The sequence below is a fragment of the Actinoplanes sp. NPDC023936 genome (assembly GCF_040639325.1).
In the GTDB taxonomy this organism is placed as follows: Bacteria; Actinomycetota; Actinomycetes; order Mycobacteriales; family Micromonosporaceae; genus Actinoplanes.
This window is the reverse complement of sequence record NZ_JBEZZR010000033.1, coordinates 25916-42945: the sequence shown is the minus strand read 5'-3', so window position 1 is coordinate 42945 and position 17030 is coordinate 25916. Positions and strand designations below refer to the sequence as shown.

At 70.1% G+C, this 17030-nt stretch carries 13 protein-coding genes; 5 read left to right on the top strand and 8 right to left on the bottom strand.

From position 1 onward, the window contains the following. Nucleotides 1–84 precede the first annotated feature (84 nt). From AB0F72_RS31870 to AB0F72_RS31860, 3 genes are all read left to right on the top strand, one after another. Complete coding sequence (locus AB0F72_RS31870) at nucleotides 85–789, top strand: hypothetical protein (protein WP_360439014.1); 705 nt, start codon at nucleotides 85–87, stop codon at nucleotides 787–789. 780 nt (nucleotides 790–1569) lie between these two features. After that, nucleotides 1570–4290 (top strand): pyruvate, phosphate dikinase, encoded by a 2721-nt coding sequence (gene ppdK / locus AB0F72_RS31865; protein WP_360439012.1) that lies wholly within the window; start codon nucleotides 1570–1572, stop codon nucleotides 4288–4290. A gap of 225 nt (nucleotides 4291–4515) precedes the next feature. Beyond that, nucleotides 4516–4926 carry a VOC family protein gene (locus AB0F72_RS31860; RefSeq protein WP_360439009.1) on the top strand — a complete coding sequence of 137 codons (411 nt, stop codon included), beginning with the start codon at nucleotides 4516–4518 and terminating at the stop codon, nucleotides 4924–4926. 115 nt (nucleotides 4927–5041) lie between these two features. On the opposite strand, the gene AB0F72_RS31855 is transcribed toward AB0F72_RS31860, so the two are convergent. After that, on the bottom strand, nucleotides 5042–5458 hold the full coding sequence (locus AB0F72_RS31855; protein ID WP_360439006.1) for a DUF4259 domain-containing protein: 417 nt from the start codon (nucleotides 5456–5458) through the stop codon (nucleotides 5042–5044). A 721-nt stretch (nucleotides 5459–6179) separates the two neighbouring features. Between AB0F72_RS31855 and AB0F72_RS31850 the strand changes: the two genes are divergently transcribed. Continuing rightward, nucleotides 6180–6812, top strand: a complete 633-nt coding sequence (locus AB0F72_RS31850; protein WP_360439164.1) for a YceI family protein — start codon at nucleotides 6180–6182, stop codon at nucleotides 6810–6812. Nucleotides 6813–6900: 88 nt separating this feature from the next. Here AB0F72_RS31850 and recQ read toward each other — a convergent pair whose 3' ends face one another. The 3 genes from recQ to ribA form a co-directional block, all read right to left on the bottom strand. Further along, nucleotides 6901–8814 (bottom strand): DNA helicase RecQ, encoded by a 1914-nt coding sequence (recQ, locus tag AB0F72_RS31845; RefSeq protein WP_360439003.1) that lies wholly within the window; start codon nucleotides 8812–8814, stop codon nucleotides 6901–6903. A gap of 66 nt (nucleotides 8815–8880) precedes the next feature. Next, nucleotides 8881–10794, bottom strand: coding sequence for a SpoIIE family protein phosphatase (locus AB0F72_RS31840; protein WP_360439000.1), 1914 nt, complete (start codon nucleotides 10792–10794; stop codon nucleotides 8881–8883). Between the two features lie 91 nt (nucleotides 10795–10885). Further along, nucleotides 10886–11548, bottom strand: coding sequence for a GTP cyclohydrolase II (ribA, locus tag AB0F72_RS31835; protein ID WP_360438997.1), 663 nt, complete (start codon nucleotides 11546–11548; stop codon nucleotides 10886–10888). A 123-nt stretch (nucleotides 11549–11671) separates the two neighbouring features. Here ribA and AB0F72_RS31830 point away from each other — a divergent pair, with 123 nt between their 5' ends. Further along, the gene (locus AB0F72_RS31830) at nucleotides 11672–12577 is read left to right on the top strand and encodes a dihydrofolate reductase family protein (RefSeq protein WP_360438994.1); all 906 of its coding nucleotides are present in this window, start codon (nucleotides 11672–11674) and stop codon (nucleotides 12575–12577) included. A gap of 275 nt (nucleotides 12578–12852) precedes the next feature. On the opposite strand, the gene AB0F72_RS31825 is transcribed toward AB0F72_RS31830, so the two are convergent. From AB0F72_RS31825 to AB0F72_RS31810, 4 genes are all read right to left on the bottom strand, one after another. Next, the gene (locus AB0F72_RS31825) at nucleotides 12853–14016 is read right to left on the bottom strand and encodes a lysylphosphatidylglycerol synthase transmembrane domain-containing protein (RefSeq protein ID WP_360438991.1); all 1164 of its coding nucleotides are present in this window, start codon (nucleotides 14014–14016) and stop codon (nucleotides 12853–12855) included. 56 nt (nucleotides 14017–14072) lie between these two features. Continuing rightward, nucleotides 14073–14837 (bottom strand): class I SAM-dependent methyltransferase, encoded by a 765-nt coding sequence (locus AB0F72_RS31820; protein ID WP_360438988.1) that lies wholly within the window; start codon nucleotides 14835–14837, stop codon nucleotides 14073–14075. A gap of 246 nt (nucleotides 14838–15083) precedes the next feature. Next, the gene (locus AB0F72_RS31815) at nucleotides 15084–16409 is read right to left on the bottom strand and encodes a glycosyltransferase family 4 protein (RefSeq protein WP_360438985.1); all 1326 of its coding nucleotides are present in this window, start codon (nucleotides 16407–16409) and stop codon (nucleotides 15084–15086) included. Continuing rightward, on the bottom strand, nucleotides 16406–16804 hold the full coding sequence (locus AB0F72_RS31810) for a 6-carboxytetrahydropterin synthase (protein ID WP_360438982.1): 399 nt from the start codon (nucleotides 16802–16804) through the stop codon (nucleotides 16406–16408). Before AB0F72_RS31810 ends, AB0F72_RS31815 begins: the two co-directional genes overlap by 4 nt. Between the last annotated feature and the right edge of the window lie 226 nt (nucleotides 16805–17030).

Here is a 17030-nt window from a genome sequence, read left to right as displayed (position 1 = left end):
ATGGGACAGCTCGCCGGTTGTGGTGGATCATTCACGCGTTGTCGAGCTTTTCCCTGGATCGGCCGGGTCTGTCAAGATGGCCCGATGTTCGCCCCCCGCCTTGCTGCCAGAGCCGTGTCGTTCGCTGCTGTCTGCGCGCTGGGCCTGGTCGCCGGCTGCGGTTCGTCGGACGAGCCGGATCCCGGGCCCGACGGCGGCCTGGTCAGCGTGACCACGATGCGCGGCGCGTTCCTGCAGGCCTCCGAGATCGGGCCGACCTGGGCGGCCCCCGACGAGAGCGCCGCACCTCCGCAGAAGCTCGTCAGCTTCTGCGGGGGCACGAGCACGCCGCCCGAGGTGCCGCCCGGCGCCGAGCTGGTCTCGTCCTCGCTCGCCGATGAGGGGCAGACCGGCGCGCAGACCCTGCACCAGACCGCCCTGGTCTACCCCGACGCAGCGTCCGCCCAGGCCGGGATCGCGCTGCTGCGGACCGTGGCCGGCCAATGCCCGCCGTCGGCCGAGGTGCCGGCCACCGTCACCGCGGACCGCAACGAGCCGGCCTTCACCGAGACCGCCGAGGTGCGCGAGCTCGACGAGGACGGCTGGACCGGTTTCGTGATCGTCCGGCACAAGAGGTACGAGGCCGCGCACCCGGGAACCGCCGACACCGCGGTAGCCGTGCTGACCAGCCGGAACGTGGTGATCGTCGATACCTACGCGATCTACCGCCTGGACAACGCGAGCGCCTCACCCAGCTTCGAGGCGGACTGGCAGCGGCTCGTCGGGTCCGTCGTCCAACGGGTTGGTTAGCCCGTCGTCCAACGGGTTGGTCAGAAGGGGCCGACCCGTGGGATGGACATCGCGGCCTCAGTAGTCTATTGTTCGCCATGCGCCGTTGCGAGTTCTTCCCCCGTGGAATTCGCAGCGGCGCCCTTATTTTCCGGCCGTCCTCTTCGGCCTCACCCGACTGTCCGATGCGGACTCCACCGTCTTGGTGAACTTTGTTGAGCGTTGTTCGGCGTTCCCCTAGGCTTCTGGTTGGCTCATCAACCTCAGTTTGTGGTCAGCCGGCATCGGGGGATGCGCATCGGCGTTCCTACTGCTCCTGGCGGCGTTCTTGCTGCTCCTGGGCACTGTCGCTGCTCATGGTGACCAGAGGTGGGTCACGGGTCCAGCAGAGGGCCGGCGGGGTGTGGCGCGGAGTGCCCGGTTCGTGAGGGGGGCATTTCCCGTTCGCCGGGAAGCTGGATCGGCTTCTCCGTGCCACCCAGGCGCCCCGGCTTCGAGCCGCCCGCTCTCCCGGCCGTCTCTCACCCGGCCGTCTTTCTCCCGGCCGTCTCTCGCCCGGCTGTCCCTCGTGCGTCGTCCGGTGATCGCCGTGACCACCCGACTGTTCAGCATCTGAGGGTTCCCCTTTTCCGGCCTCTGCGCATAACTGCGCGGAGAGAGCGTGATCCGATCAGGCTTCTTCGTGGCGGTGTGAAAAAGTCATCGGAGTGTTAACTATTCGCTTCTCACGTGCTTAGCCTTACGAATCCCGGGGCAGAAACCATCATCGGCCGCGGATTCTTAACCGGAGGTGGGTGCGGCATGAAGTTCGTCTACGACTTCCATGAGGGAAACAAGGACCTCAAAGATCTGCTCGGTGGCAAGGGCGCCAATCTCGCGGAGATGACGAACCTAGGCCTGCCCGTCCCGCCCGGATTCACGATCACCGCCGAGGCGTGCAAGGAATTCCTCAAGAACGGCACCCAGGTCGACGGGCTCGGCGCGGAGATCGACGAGCACCTCGCCACGCTGGAACGCGCCATGGGCCGGCGACTCGGCGACGCGGGTGACCCGCTGCTCGTGTCGGTCCGCTCCGGCGCCAAGTTCTCGATGCCGGGGATGATGGAGACCGTCCTCAACGTCGGGCTCAACGACGCGTCGGTGGACGGCCTGTCCCGGCAGGCCGGTGGCAACGACAGGTTCGCGTGGGACTCGTACCGGCGGCTCATCCAGATGTTCGGCAAGACCGTCTGCGATGTGCCGGGGCACGAGTTCGAGGACGCGCTGCACGAGGCGAAGGTGGCGAAGGGCGTCAAGGACGACGTCCAGCTCGACGCCGATGACCTGCGGGCGCTGGTCACCGCGTACAAGAAGGTGTTCGTCAAACACACCGGCCACGAGTTCCCGCAGGATCCGCGGGAGCAGCTCGACCTGGCGATCGCGGCCGTCTTCCGGTCGTGGAACGCGGACCGTGCCGTGCTCTACCGCCGTCAGGAGCGCATCCCGGCCGACCTGGGCACCGCTGTCAACGTGGTCGCGATGGTCTTCGGCAACCTGGGCTCCGACTCCGGCACCGGCGTCGCCTTCACCCGCGACCCGGCCACCGGTGAGCAGGGCGTCTACGGCGACTACCTCTCCAACGCGCAGGGCGAGGACGTGGTCGCCGGCATCCGCAACACGCTGTCCCTCGCGGACCTGGAGCGGCTAGATAAGAAGTCCTACGACGAGCTGATGCAGATCATGGCGACGCTGGAGGGGCACTACCGGGACCTCTGCGACATCGAGTTCACCATCGAGCGCGGCAAGCTCTGGATGCTGCAGACCCGGGTTGGAAAGCGCACCGCGGCCGCCGCGTTCACCATCGCCAGCCAGCTCGTCGACGAGGGCGTGATCGACCTCGACGAGGCGCTGGTCCGGGTCAGCGGCGCCCAGCTCGGGCAGCTGATGTTCCCCCGGTTCGACCTCTCGGGCTCGCCCGAGAGCATCACCCGGGGCGTCGGCGCGTCGCCGGGCGCCGCGTTCGGCGAGGTGGTCTTCACCGCGCAGCGGGCCGTCGAAGTGGCCGCCGAGGGGCGGCCGGTGATCCTGGTCCGGCGCGAGACCAACCCGGACGACCTGCCCGGCATGATCGCCGCGCAGGGCATCCTGACCAGCCGCGGCGGAAAGACCTCGCACGCCGCCGTGGTCGCCCGCGGCATGGGCAAGACCTGCGTCTGCGGTGCTGACGAGATGGAGGTCGGCCCCTCGTCGTTCACGGTCGGCTCGAATGCCGGCGGCGCGCGCACCGTGAACGAGGGCGACATCGTCTCGATCGACGGCACGACCGGCCGTGTCTACCTCGGTGAGGTGCCGGTCCGGCCGAGCGAGGTGGTGCAGTACTTCGAGGGTGACCTCGACCCGGCCCACGCCAACGATCCGCTGGTCCTGGCCGTGCACCGGATCATCACGCACGCCGACGAGAAGCGCCGTCTCACGGTCCGCACGAACGCCGACACCGGCGCCGACGCGGCCCGGGCACGGCGGTTCGGCGCCCAGGGCATCGGGCTGTGCCGCACCGAGCACATGTTCCTCGGCGACCGTCGTGAGCTGGTGGAACGCCTCATCCTGGCGCGTACCGACGCGGAACGCGACGACGCCCTCGCCACCCTGCTGCCGCTGCAGCGGGCCGACTTCCTGGACATCTTCCGGGAGATGAACGGCCTGCCCGTCACGGTCCGGCTGATCGACCCGCCGCTGCACGAGTTCCTGCCGTCGCTGGAGGAGCTGGCCGTCAAGGTGGCCGTCGCGCACGAGCACGGCCAGCGGGACGAGCACGACGAGCAGATGCTCGCCGCGGTGCGCCGGATGCACGAGCAGAACCCGATGCTCGGCCTTCGCGGCGTACGGCTGGGCCTGGTCATTCCCGGTCTTTTCGCGATGCAGGTGCGGGCGATCGTCGAGGCGGCGGCCGCGCTTGCCGCCGAGGGCGGCAAGCCGCGGCCGGAGATCATGGTCCCGCTGGTCGGTGCGGTTCAGGAGCTTGAGACGGTACGGGCGGAGGCCGAGAAGATCATCGCGGAGGTGCTCGGGTCGTCGGGCGCCGCGGGTTCTTCTGGCTCGTCCGGTGTCGAGGTTCTGATCGGCACGATGATCGAGGTGCCGCGGGCCGCGCTGACCGCCGGGCAGATCGCCGAGGCCGCCGAGTTCTTCTCGTTCGGCACCAACGACCTCACCCAGATGGCCTGGGGCTTCTCCCGTGACGACGTCGAGGGCGCGTTCTTCTGGCGTTACCTGGAACTCGGCATCTTCGGCATCTCGCCCTTCGAGTCGATCGACACCGACGGCGTGGGCCGGCTCGTGCGGATCGCCACGGAGGAGGGCCGGGCGGCCCGTCCCGGTCTGAAGCTGGGCGTCTGCGGCGAGCACGGCGGCGACCCGGACTCGGTGCACTTCTTCCACGAGGTGGGCCTGGACTACGTGTCGTGCTCACCGTTCCGGGTGCCGATCGCCCGTCTGGAGGCCGGCCGGGCGGCGGTCGAATCCGAGGGCTCGGATCACCGCTGATCCGGTCACCGTTGATCCGATAGCGGCGGGTGCGCGGCGATTCGCCGCGTACCCGCTTGCTTTGTCATTGACAGCCGTCTTATCGCACCCGACGACCTCCATTTACTCGGTTACCGGGCAAAATGATGATTTCCCGGGTCGGCGCGGTATCAGGCGCGGTATCAGGCGGGTGGACGTGCGTCGATCGCGCGAAAAGTGTCGGGGGGTCGGTCTAGCGTCCGGGGCATGACTTCTCGACTGAACCCCTACATCTCGTTCAACGGCAATGCTCGCGAGGCCATGGAGTTCTACCGCGGCGTCTTCGGCGGTGAGCTGACCGTCTCGACGTTCGGTGAGTTCGGCATGCCCGACCCCGCATTCCAAAACAAGATCATGCATGCCCAGCTGGAGACGCCGCAGGGCTACACGCTGATGGCGTCGGACTGTCCGCCGGGCGCGGCGTGGAACCCGGGCGACACCATCACGGTCAGCCTGAGCGGCGGCGGCGACGACGGCTTGCGCGAGGCGTGGGCCAAGCTCGCCGAGGGTGGCGCGGTGACGGTGCCCCTGGAGAAGCAGATGTGGGGTGACGAGTTCGGGCAGCTCGTCGACCGCTTCGGCGTGCCCTGGATGGTGAACGTGGCCCAGGCCGAGTGAGCAGCCCGAGTGGCCAGCTCGAGTAGGCAGCTCGAGTCAGCGGCCCGAGTCAGCGGCCCGAGTCAGCGGCCCGAGTCAGCGGCCCGAGTAAACGGACTCCCCGGTCCGGTGTGCTTCAGGCCGCGGCCTCCTCCAGGACCTCGCGGACCGGGCGGAGGGCGGTCAGCGCCTTCGGCAGGCCGTCCTCCCAGAGGTCGCGCCACTCCGAGTCGTCGCCGGCCACCCGGTCCAGGGCGCGCAACGCCAGGCCCGGGAGGTCGGCGGGGATCTCCAGGCTGCCACCCTCGGTCAGGAAGTCCGGGGCGTAAGCGGACGTGACCGGGGAGCCGCCGGGCAGCTGGGAGGCGACGACCGTGGCGGCCGCGACCGCCGCCGCGCCATCGTCGATGTCCAGGTACTCGCCCTCGTGCAGCACCTCGTTGAGGGTCGCCCGGATCAGCTCGACGCGGCGGGACGGCTCGGTGTCCTGCAGGTCGCCGCACCAGTCGGCGGCGCTGTCGTTGTCGAACGGCCCGAAGTCCCAGGTTCCCATTGGTGTCCTCCGCTGTGGTCGCTGTCCGGGTGCGCTGTCCGGGGTGCGCGCTGTCCGGGTGTGCTGTCCCGGGGTGCGCTGTCCCGGGTGTGTTGTCCCGGGGTGCGCTGTCCCGGGGTGTGCCGCTGCTCCCGAGGAATGATCACATGCCGGGCTCGCCGGGTCACCGGTGGCCGTGGAAGTTCACAGCGGACGGTGCCCGGCGCGCCGAGTAATCGTTGTGTAGTCGCGCATATTCGCAACGTGTCCAATTCTGTGAAGTTATTGCGAACCGTTCCGGTTGTCGAACGAGACGATCCTCACGTTTGCCTACGCTGCGTGGCCGACCGGGTCGCTGTCGAGCTTCCGACAAAACAGCGGGATCCGATTCCGCGATTGTCGGAGGTGACTGTCCTGATCAACGTTTCCGCAGCTCAAGGGCGTTATTGAGCACTGATATGTAACGTGACCAAATCGGACTAAAGCCGGGATCTTGGGCACCTCGGCAACTGTGTCGACCGACACGAAATGTATTCCTCGGGGGCGCGGTTTGATCAACCCGGAGCCTAGAATCGCGACAAATTCCGTGCTTCAAACGAGTTCAGTGGTTGCCGCGAGCTGGTGGGCTCGGGAGCCGCTGTGTCCGCGACCTGTCGACGAGATCTGTCGAGATGGCGCGAAGTTGCCGAGGGGGAGGGGCTACGTGAACGTCGACCGGCCGATCCGGGAGTGGAACGGCCTGATGATTCCGGATCCCGGTGTGTACACACTGGATGAGGCCCACAAAAGGATCGGGTTCGTCGCTCAGCACATGATGGTCAGCCCGATCCGCGGCGAGTTCGCGCAGGGCAACGCCTCGATCCTGGTGGCCGAGGACCCGCTCCAGTCGCAGGTCAGCGCGACCATCCGGGCGGACAGCATCAACACGCACAACCCGGAGCGGGACACGCACCTCTCCAGCGCGGACTTCCTCGACGTTGAGCGCTACAAGACGCTGGAGTTCCGCAGCACCGGCATCACCCGCGAGGCGGACAGCGACCCGATCTTCCAGTGGGCCCGGCTGCGCAACAACCCGCTCGCCCGCCGGGGGAGCCAGGCGGACCTGCCGCCGGCGGCCACCCGGGCGGCCGGGCGGTTCGTGGTGAGCGGCCTTCTGACGATCAAGGACGTGACCCGGCCGATCAACCTGCACATGGAGTTCGGCGGGGCGCGGCGGGACCCGTACGGGCGGGACATCTTCGGGTTCAGCGCGACGGCCGAATTCGAGCGGGAGGACTACGGGCTGGTCTGGAACGTGCTGCTGGAGAGCGGTGGCGTCCTGGTCGGCAAGAAGGTGCGCATCGAGATCGCCGGGGAGGCGATCCGCGAGAGTTGAGCCGGCCCCGTTCATCGGGAGGGCCGCCGTTGAGGGAGGGCCGCCGTTGATCGGGAGGGCCGCCGCGGTTTCCTGCGGCGGCCCCGGCTCATTCCTCGTGCCCCTCCGCGCCGGCGACCTCGCCAGCGACCGCACCGGCGACCTCGCTGACGACCTCCAGCACCTGCTCGCCGAACTTGGCCAGCTTGCTCTGGCCGACACCGGTCACCGTGCCCAGCTGCTCCAGGCTGGCCGGCGCCAGCGCGGCGATCGCCCGCAGCGTCGCGTCGTGGAAGATCACGTAAGCGGGAACGCCCTGCTCCTTCGCCACCGACCCGCGCCACGCGCGGAGCCGCTCGAACAGCGGGGCCGCCGACTCGGGAAAGTCCGCCGGCGCCGCGGCGGGCTGGCGCGAGGAGGACGACGAGGATGAGCGGGACGGCCGCGTCGCCACCTCCCGGCGCATCATCAGCTTGCGCTCGCCGCGCAGCACCTCGCCGCTGCGCTCGGTCAGGGCCAAGGTTCCGTACTCACCCTCGACCGCGAGGAAGCCACCGGCCAGCAACTGCCGCACCACACCGCGCCACTCCGCCTCGCGCAGGTCGGCGCCGATGCCGAACACGGTCAGCTCGTCGTGGCGGAACTGGCTGACCTTCTCGGTCCGCTTGCCGAGCAGGATGTCGATCGACTGCCCGGCGCCGAACTTCTGCCCGCGCTCCTTCTGCAGCCGGAAGACGGTGGAGAGCAGCTTCTGCGCCGGGACCGTGCCGTCCCACGACTCCGGCGGCGTCAGGCAGGTGTCACAGTTGTCGCACTTCTCGGCGATGTCCGTCTGTCCGAAGTACTCGAGCAGCTGGCCCCGCCGGCACGTCACGCTCTCGCAGAGAGCCAGCATCGCGTCCAGGTGACGGTTCGCGTTGCGGCGGAACGCCACGTCGCCGTCCGAGCCGTCGATCAGCTTGCGTTGCTGCACCACGTCCTGCAGCCCGTACGCCAGCCAGGCCGTGGAGGGCAGCCCGTCCCGTCCGGCCCGGCCGGTCTCCTGGTAGTACCCCTCCACCGATTTCGGCAGGTCCAGGTGCGCGACGAACCGTACATCAGGCTTGTCGATCCCCATCCCGAACGCGATCGTCGCGACCATCACGAGACCGTCCTCGCGCAGGAACCGGGCCTGGTTATCGAACCGGGTCCGCGCGTCCAGGCCGGCGTGGTAGGGCAGCGCCGGAATCCCGTTCTGGCTGAGGAACTGCGCGTGCTTCTCCACCGAGGCGCGGGACAGGCAGTAGACGATGCCGGAGTGCCCGGCGTGCTCCGTGCGCAACAGGTCGAGCAGCTGCTTGCTGGGCGAGTTCTTCGGCACGATCCGGTACTGGATGTTGGGCCGGTCGAAGCTCGCGGTGAAGTGCCGCGCCTCGGTGAGCCGCAGCCGGGTCGCGATCTCGTCGCGGGTGGCCGGCGTCGCGGTGGCGGTCAGCGCGATCCGGGGAACGTCCGGCCAGCGCTCGTGCAGCATCGACAGGTTCAGGTAGTCTGGCCGGAAGTCGTGGCCCCACTGCGCCACACAGTGCGCCTCGTCGATCGCGAACAGCGAGATCTTCCCCCGGTCGAGCAGGCGCTGCACCCCGGCCGTGCCGAGGCCTTCCGGAGCGACGTAGAGCAGGTCGAGCTCGCCGGCGACGAACTCGGCCTCGACGATGCGCCGCTCGTCGAGGTCCTGCGACGAGTTCAGGAAGTTCGCCCGGACCCCGAGCGTGCGCAGCGCGGTGACCTGGTCCTGCATGAGCGCGATCAGCGGCGAGATCACCACACCGGTGCCCGGCCGGACCAGCGCCGGAATCTGGTAGCAGAGCGACTTGCCGCCACCGGTCGGCATCAGCACCAGCGCGTCGCCACCGGCGATCACGTGCTCGACGACGGCGCCCTGCTCACCGCGGAACGACGGGTAGCCGAAGATCCGGTTGAGGGCGTCGGTGGCGCTGTCCGCGGGATCGGGGTTAACGGGCACTACGGGAGCCGAAGTCACTCCGCGATAGTAGAGAGCGGGACCGACATCAACGAGGGCCTGTGGACAACTATGGCTCTCTCACAACTATGGGGTGACTCCCGAGAGCCCGACCATCTCCAAGATCTGTCGCGCCGGGCTGCCCGGCACCGCGACGAGCGTGAGCGGCGCATCGTCCCGGTGGATCTCGGCGACCATGTGCAGGGCGGACACGCCGGCGCTGGCCAGATGCGTCACCCCGGAGAGGTCCACGGTCATCGGGACGGTCCCGCCCCGGCTGCGGCGCAGCAGTTCCTGACGGGCGAGCGCGGCGGAGGCGGCGTCGATCGGACCGGCCAGCCGGACCCGGGCCTCGTCGCCGCCGGCCAGCTCGGTGATCATCAGCTCGCCGGGGTTCTCCGGGACGACCAGCGGCTCGTCGAAACTGGTCAGCAGCCGGGCCGGCCGGCTCAGCGGGTGCCGCACGGTCGCCACGGTCCCGTCCGGCCCGGGCTCCACCCGCAGGCTCTGCACCAGCTGGGCGGTGAGCGCGAGACCGCGGCCGCGGGTCGGTTGCCGTTCCGGGATCCGCCAGCCACCGTGATCCGTTACGGTCGCCTCCACCTGCCCGGTCGGGGTGAGCGTAGCCCGTACCCGAATGGTGTCTTTGCCGAAGGCGCCGCCGAAAGCGTGCTCGATGGCATTGGTGGCAAGCTCGCCCAGAGCGTGCTGCAGCACGAAGACGTCATGCTCCGCGGCGCCCTGAGCAGCCAGCCAACCCCCGATCCGGGCGCGCGCTCCGCGTAACGCCGCCGGCTCAGCCGGCAGATCGACAACCAGATCGGGTACGAGTGGAGTGCGTTGCGCCGCGAGAAGGGTGATGTCGTCGGCATGCCCGCCGGCCCGCACCAGCAGCTCGACCGTCTGGGTGCAGACGCGTTCGGCGGCGGTCGCGACCGGATCGTGCAGGGCCCGCCCGGCCGCCGCGTCCGAGGCGACCGACGCGAGATCGTCGGCGCTGTCCGCCGCACCCGGGCGCTCCACGATCCCGTCGCTGTAGAGAAGCAGCAGGTCACCGACGTCGAGGCGCGCGGCGCGGACCGGGAACGCGCCACCGGTGCCGAGCGGCATCCCACCGGTTCCGGGCAGATGGCGGGCCGTCCCCGTACCCGGAATGAGCAGTGGCGGCGGGTGACCTGCGGTGCAGTACGTCAGCTCGCCCGTCCCCGGATCCAGCAGGGCGAGACACACCGTGGCCGCATAGGCGGCCCGCACCCGCTGGGCGAGCCGATCGGCGGCGGCCAGGGCCTCGGCGATGCCGGCGCCGGCGTCGAGGCGTTCCTGCAGCACCGCCCGGAGCTGCCCCATCACGCCGGACGCGGTGACGCCGTGCCCCACCACGTCGCCGACGACCAGGGCGACAGTGCCGTCCGGCCGGGACACCGCGTCGAACCAGTCGCCACCCGCCGCGGTCTCCGCCTCGGCGAGCAGGTAACTCGCCGCCACCTGCAGGCCGGGAAGCACCGGCAGACCGGACGGGAGCAACTCCCGCTGCAACGTCGTGATCACATCGCGGCTCTGCTCGTAGCGGCGGCGCAGCCGGTCCGCCTCCGCCTCCGCGGCCTGCCGGGTACGGGCCAGTTCGGTGACGTCGAACGCCGCCCCGATCACCCCGCGCAGTCCGCCGTCGTCGTCACGCCAGGGCACGATCGTGAAGGTCGCGAACATCTCGTGGACCGACCCGTCCGGCTGCCTGATGTGCGCCCGCCACTGCCGGCCGGCGATCGGCTCGCCGGTCCGGTACACCTCGTAGTACGCGTCGACGAACTGCTGCCCCGAGAGATCGCTGATCACCTCCCGGATCGGCCGGCCGATCACCTCCCGGCCGGGCAGGACCGCGCGGGTCGCCGCGTTGCACGCGACCAGCAGCAGGTCCGGCCCCGCGCAGACGACGACGATGAAGGGCAGCTGATCGACAGCGTCGAGCATCGCGCCGAGTTCGCCCGTTCCCGGAAGGTTCACGCCCGTCACCCTCCTATCCTGACGGAGCGAGCGCCGGAAGGCGCTGAAGGTCACCCGCCCAGGGTCTTCGGCTGTGTGCTTCCTGGTCCGCTCACTCCGCTAGGGGCAGCTCGATCGTGTGTGCCGTGTGTGAGGCTTTGACGCTGAGATAGCGCACGTTGGCCGCGGACAGGTGCACGCCGGTCGGGATCCGCTGGGTCACGTCGATGCCGAGCGCGTCCAGCTGAGCGGCCTTGTCCGGGTTGTTGCTGAGCAGCCGCACCCGCTCCACACCGAGCGCGAGGAGCATCTGCGCCGCCGGCGTGTAGTCACGCTCGTCCTCGCCCCGGCCCAGCGCCACGTTCGCCTGGTACGTGTCGAGGCCCTCGTCCTGCAACGCGTAGGCGTCCAGCTTGGCGTAGAGCCCGATGCCCCGGCCCTCCTGGCGCAGGTAGAGCAGGAACCCGCCCTGCTCGGCGATCCGCTCGACGGCCTCACGCAGCTGCGGCCCGCAGTCGCAGCGCTGGCTGCCGAAGACGTCGCCGGTCAGGCACTCGCTGTGCGGGCGCACCAGTGGCGCTCGCCCGCCGGCGGCCGACTTGGTCAGGGACCGCTGCCAGTCGCCCAGGCCGAGCGCGAGGTGCTCCTTACCGTCGACCAGGCCGTCGAAGGTCATCACCCGCGCGCTCGTGGCGTACCCGTCCGGGAATCGCAGCGGCACGGTGACCTGCCGCCGGATGGTCGCCTTCTCCCAAGCTGCCGGGGCTTCGAACATCGGTCCTCCTCGTTGGTTCCCGCCGTGCCTGGTACTTCGATGAATCAGCCCCTCCATCTGCCCTGAGATCGTCCGCGGCATGCCCCGGATTATCGTGAGGAACATCTTCGACCTAGGGTGACGATGGTGGCTGAACGTCCTTACACCTTGCTGAGCTGTGGCATGTCGATCGACGGCTACCTGGACGACGCCTCCGACAAGCGGCTGCTCCTCTCGAACGACGCGGACTTCGACCGGGTCGACGAGGTCCGCGCCGGCTGTGACGCGATCCTGGTCGGCGCCTCGACGATCCGCCAGGACAACCCGCGCCTGCTGGTGCGTTCGGCGGAACGCCGGGCCGCCCGGATCGCTCGCGGCGAGGATCCCAACCCGGTCAAGGTCACCGTAACCAGCACCTGCCACATCGATCCACAGGCATCGTTCTTCACGGCGGGTGATGCGAGGAAGCTGGTGTACTGCGCGACGCCGGCGCTGGCCCAGGCCAGGGCGTTGTTCGGCGGGCCGGGCGGCGGCGCTGCCGGTCGGGACGCTTGTGCCTCTGTCTCCGGGTCCGCTACCGCGTCTGCGTCCGCCACCGCGTCTGCTTCTGGCTCTGCGCCCGCCGCCGTTTCGGACCCTGCTTCTCCCGCCGCCGCTGCTTCTCCCGCCGCTTTTTCTGCAGCTGTCGCGGCCTCTCCCGCCGCCTCCGGGGGAGGGCTTGCCCGCGGTGGGTTGACGACCGTTGTGGACGGCGGTGACCCGGTTGACGTCCGCCGGATCGTGGACGACCTCGGCGAGCGCGGGATCAGGCGGCTGATGGTCGAGGGCGGCGGCCGCATGCACACCCAGTTCCTCACGGCCGGCCTTGCCGACGAGCTCCAGCTGGTCATCGCCCCGTTCTTCGTGGGCGATTCCCGAGCACCCCGTTTCGTGCACGACGGGGCTTTCCCCTGGGGGCCGGACAACCGCGCCGGTCTCGCGGAGGTCCGCCAGATCGGCGACGTGGTGCTGCTGCGATACGCGCTTTCCGACCGCTTCGACAAGCAGTAGCGGGCGAGCTCCGAACGGGCCGCTGGCCGGGTGCGGGTCGCCGTCCGGGTCCAGTTTGCTGGCCGGGTCCGGTTTGCTGGCCGGGTCCGGTTTGCTGGCCGGGTTCGGGCCGCTGGCCGGGTGTGGGCCGCTGGCCAGTTCGGGAACGCTGGCCGGTTTCCGCTTGAACGGGGCTGGCGCGGGGGACCGGGTCGTGGCCGGCCAGGTCGTGGCGAGCCCGCGGTCCACCGGTTCGAGGGTGGCGCCTCGCGGGGGGACGTGCCCTAACGGGAGGATCAAGCGGCCACACCGCCGGAGTAGGCCGGCTGCCGCACAACGGTTCGCCGGGGCACGGGAAGCTGAGCAACCGGATGCGGCGCTGCCGCAACCGGGCCATCCGCGAGCCGAGCGTCCTGGAGCTGGGTGACGGGAAGCAGCGCCGGGACGATGACCGGTCGTGAGGCCATGACCGGAGCGGGCGAGACCGGGGCGACAAACCGTACCGAAGAGGTCGTGACTGTCGGCTGCGCTTTGGGGCGGGCCACCACCCGGAGCAGCACGATGGCCGCGCCCGGTGCCGCCGCCACGAAGGCCAGGATGCCGTAGGCGACCGCGATCGTCAGACCCTGCGCCGCGCTCAGGCCCGCCGCGCCGAACGCCCACGCCATCACGCCCTCGCGCGGGCCCCAGCCGCCCATGTTCACCGGCAGGCCCATCGCGATCAGCGCCAGCAGCAGCAGCGGCGCCAGCTGCAGGAGCGAGGCAGCGCTCCCGGCGGCCCGCGCCGCCACCATGAAGGTGGCGAGGTGCCCGGCGAGCACCGCGGCCGACGCGATCAGCACGCCGGGACCGTTGCGCCGGGACAGCAGGCCCACGCGGATCTCCGAGACCCCGATCCGCGCCGCCGTCGCCGCGCGAGACGCGCCGCGCCGCAGCCGCCGCAACGCGAGAAGGGCGATTCCGCCGGCCAGGATTACGGTGACGCTCACCGCGGCGACGCCCGCTGCGTGCTCCTTCAGCAGGGACAGGACCGGCGACGGTACGAACACCAGCACGAGTCCGCCGACGAGCAGCAGAACCAGCTGTCCGGCGGTCCGCTCGAGCACCACCGCACGAACCCCGCGGCCCACGTCGCCTTCCGCACGGCCGTGCTGCACCGCGCGTCCGACGTCGCCGAGCACCCCGCCCGGCAGCGCCGCGTTCAGGAAGAGCGCCTGGTAGTAGTCGGCGGTCGCGGCCCGCAGCGAGAGCTTCAGGCCGAGGCCCCGGGCGACCAGGCACCAGCGCCATGCGCTGAGCAGCGTGGTCGCGGCGCCGATGACGAGCGCTGCGGCAAGGGCGCCCGCGTCGAGCACGCGCAGCCCGTCCAGGAACGCGCCGGTGCCCAGCCGCCACAGCACCAGAGCCAGAATGCCGGCGCCGCCCAGCAGTCGCGCCCAGGCCCAGATCGATCGCGTCACGTCCTCGTCCCCTCGTCGCTCTCGAGGACTAGTACGCCGGATCGCCGCGCCCCGGTTCAGATGAAGATCGCTAAAACATCCTGATGCCCTACCGAGACGTGCGGGACGGCGGCCAGCCGTCGATCCAGATAGGGGCTCAGCGGCAGCTCGGGATGCTGCTCGGCAGCGGCTCCGGTCCAGCCCCGCAGCCACTCGGCGGTCAGCGCGGCACGGGCCGGGCCGAGTCGCCACGGGCTCGCTCCGGCGAGAACCCGGGCGCCCGCCTTCTCGAACGCGGCGGCCGCGAACGCAGCCGCATCCGGGCCGAGCAGCCGACGCCCGCCGACCTCGCGGCGCTGGTGCGCGTTGAAGGCAGCCTCCACCTCACCATCCAGCGGATCCTCGGGGACGATGCGCACCTCGCCCGTCACCGAAAGAGTGAACAATGCGCTGACCCGGGCCTCGGCGCACGTCTTCACGAGGCCGTCGACCTCGTCGGCGGTGAGCACGTCGAGCAGCGCGGAACAGGTGACGAGGTCGACGCCGTCCAGGTCAGCAGCGGTCAGCTCGGTGACGTCACGCAGGTGAGTGCTGACCGTGACCTGCGGCGGCATCCCATCGGCCGCGAGCTGCAGCAGCACCGGGTCGCGGTCCGTCATGATCCAGTGCTGAGGCATCGGAAGGCGGGGCGCCAGCCAGCGGCCCATCGAGCCGGTGCCACAGCCCAGGTCGCGGATGACGCGTATGCCGGCCGGCAGCGCCTGCAGCAGGTTGCCGTCACGTGCCTCGGCGTCGGCGGGCTCGCGCAGGGCGAGCCAGTCGGAGCTGAACTCTCCGGTCATGGGTATCTCCGTCCGTCGTTGCCGGTTCGAGCGCTTGTCAGTTTGCCCCTGGCGGCCTAACAGGGCCGTGTCAGTTCTTGTTAGGCCGGTGTTAGGACGCGCTGGATAGCGTTCGTCGTGTGTCAGGGCAGGTCTGCGGCGGCGCCGACCATGCTGGCTCTTTGCGGTGGCTGGCTCTTTGCGGTGGCTGGCTCATTGGGTGGCTGGCTCATTGCGGTGGCTGGGTGATCAGTGAAGTGCGGCGTGTCAGTGGGTGCGGAGGATCTCGGCCAGGTGTGCGGCCGTGTCGTCCCAGCCCGTGAGGCCGGCGCGGCGGGCCAGAGCGGTGGCGCGCCAGTGGGCTCTGAGCGCGGGGTCGGTGAGCCACTCGCGGAGGGCGGTGGACAAGGCATCCGGATCGTCGGGCGGCACGAGGCGACCGGGCACGAGGCGGTCAGGTTGGAGGCGGTCGAGTTGGAGGTGGTCGGGTTGGACGTGGTCGGGTTGGACGTGGTCGGGCTGGAGGTGGGATACCGCGTCTCTCCGGGTGCCAGATGCCGGGGCTGCGGAAGCGGCGGTCGCTGCGGCTGCGGTCCCTGCGGCTGCGGGGCCGGCGGTCCCTAGGTCTGTGGGAGCGACGGTTCCCAGGGCTTCGGGTATGCCGCCGACGGCGCTTGCGATTACCGGGAGGCCGCGGGCGAGCGCCTCGGTGACGACCATGCCGTAGGTCTCGGCGCGGGAAGGGAGGACGAAGAGGTCGGCGTTCGCGTAGGCGGCGTCGAGGGCCGTTCCGGTCAGCGGGCCGGCGAGATGGACGTTCGGGAGGAGCTCCGGGACGGTGGGGCCCGCGCCGACCAGGGTGCAGGTCCATTCCAGGTCGGTGAGCTGCCTCAGGGCCGCGATCAGGACGTCCTGTCCTTTGCGGTGGGTCAGCGACGCCACTGTGAGCAGACGTGCGCCCGACCGAGCTGGCTCGGCGAGCGGGGCGGGGTCGACGCCGGGTGGGGCCACGTGCACGGCGAACGGCTTGTTCGCGTAGGCGGCCTCTCCGGTTTGCTCAGGGCCGGTTTGTTCAGGGCCGGTTTGCTCAGGACCGGTTCGCTTGGTGCCTGTTTGCCCGGTGCCTGTTTGCCGGGTGCCGTTCCTGGCGGTGAGGCCGTGCATCCGCTCCAGGCGGCGGGCGGCTTCGGTGCTGGTGGCTATCACTGTCGCGGCCAGGTGCAGGGAGCGTTTCTCGAGGGCTTGCAGTTCGGCTGCCTCCGGTGCGGAGAGGCCGGTTTCGTCGGAGAGGGGTAGGTGAACCAGGATGGCCAGACGCAGGCGGGTGGCGTGCGGCTCCAAGACGTCGGGGATCCCGCAGGCCACGAGACCGTCCAGGAGAACGGTCTCGCCGTCGGGGACCTTGGTCAGGGTCTCGGCGACGGCCTGGCGGGCGGGCGGCTCGGGACGGGGCCAGGTTCCGGGGACGGCTGTTTCCCGTACCGTGAAAGGGCCCTTCGCCAGGCGATTGAGCACCTCGCGGTCGTATCGGTTGCCGCCACTCGGCGCTGCCGGGTCGTCGATTCCCCCCGGCAGCACCGCGTGCAGAATCACAGGTCGCGCTCGTAGCTTGCCCAGGCGATGTGCGACTCGTGCAAGGTCACCGTGAGGCCGGTCAGGCCGGTTGCTCCGGGGCCTAGCTCGCCGGCCTGGACGCGGACCGCGAGACGGTCGGCGATCACCTTCGCCAGGAACTCGGTGGAGGTGTTGACGCCGGAGAATTCCGGGTCGTCGTCGAGGTTGCGGTAGCTGAGCGTGGAACAGATGGTGTGCAGCTGCTCGCTGGCGCGCCCGATGTCCACCACGATGTTGTCGTCGTCCAGCTCGGGGCGGCGGAACGTCGCGTCCACCACGAAGGTGGCTCCATGCAGGCGCTGTGCCGGTCCGAAGACCTCGCCGGAGAAACTGTGCGCGATCATGATGTGGTCGCGGACGGTGACGCTGAACAAGTGATCGTCTCCTCGGGGTTGCTGGTTGTCGTGGCGGGACGCCGCATTGTGGGCCCGAGCCGCGGGCTTTGGAGGGCGTCGCGGCCTTTCGGGACGGTGCTGTTTCGGGACGGTGCTGGTTCGGGACGGTGCTGGTTCGGGACGGTGCTGGTTCGGGACGGTGCTGGTTCGGGACGGCGCTGGTTCGGGACGGTGCTGGTTCGGGTGGGAGGTGCTGGTTTTCGGG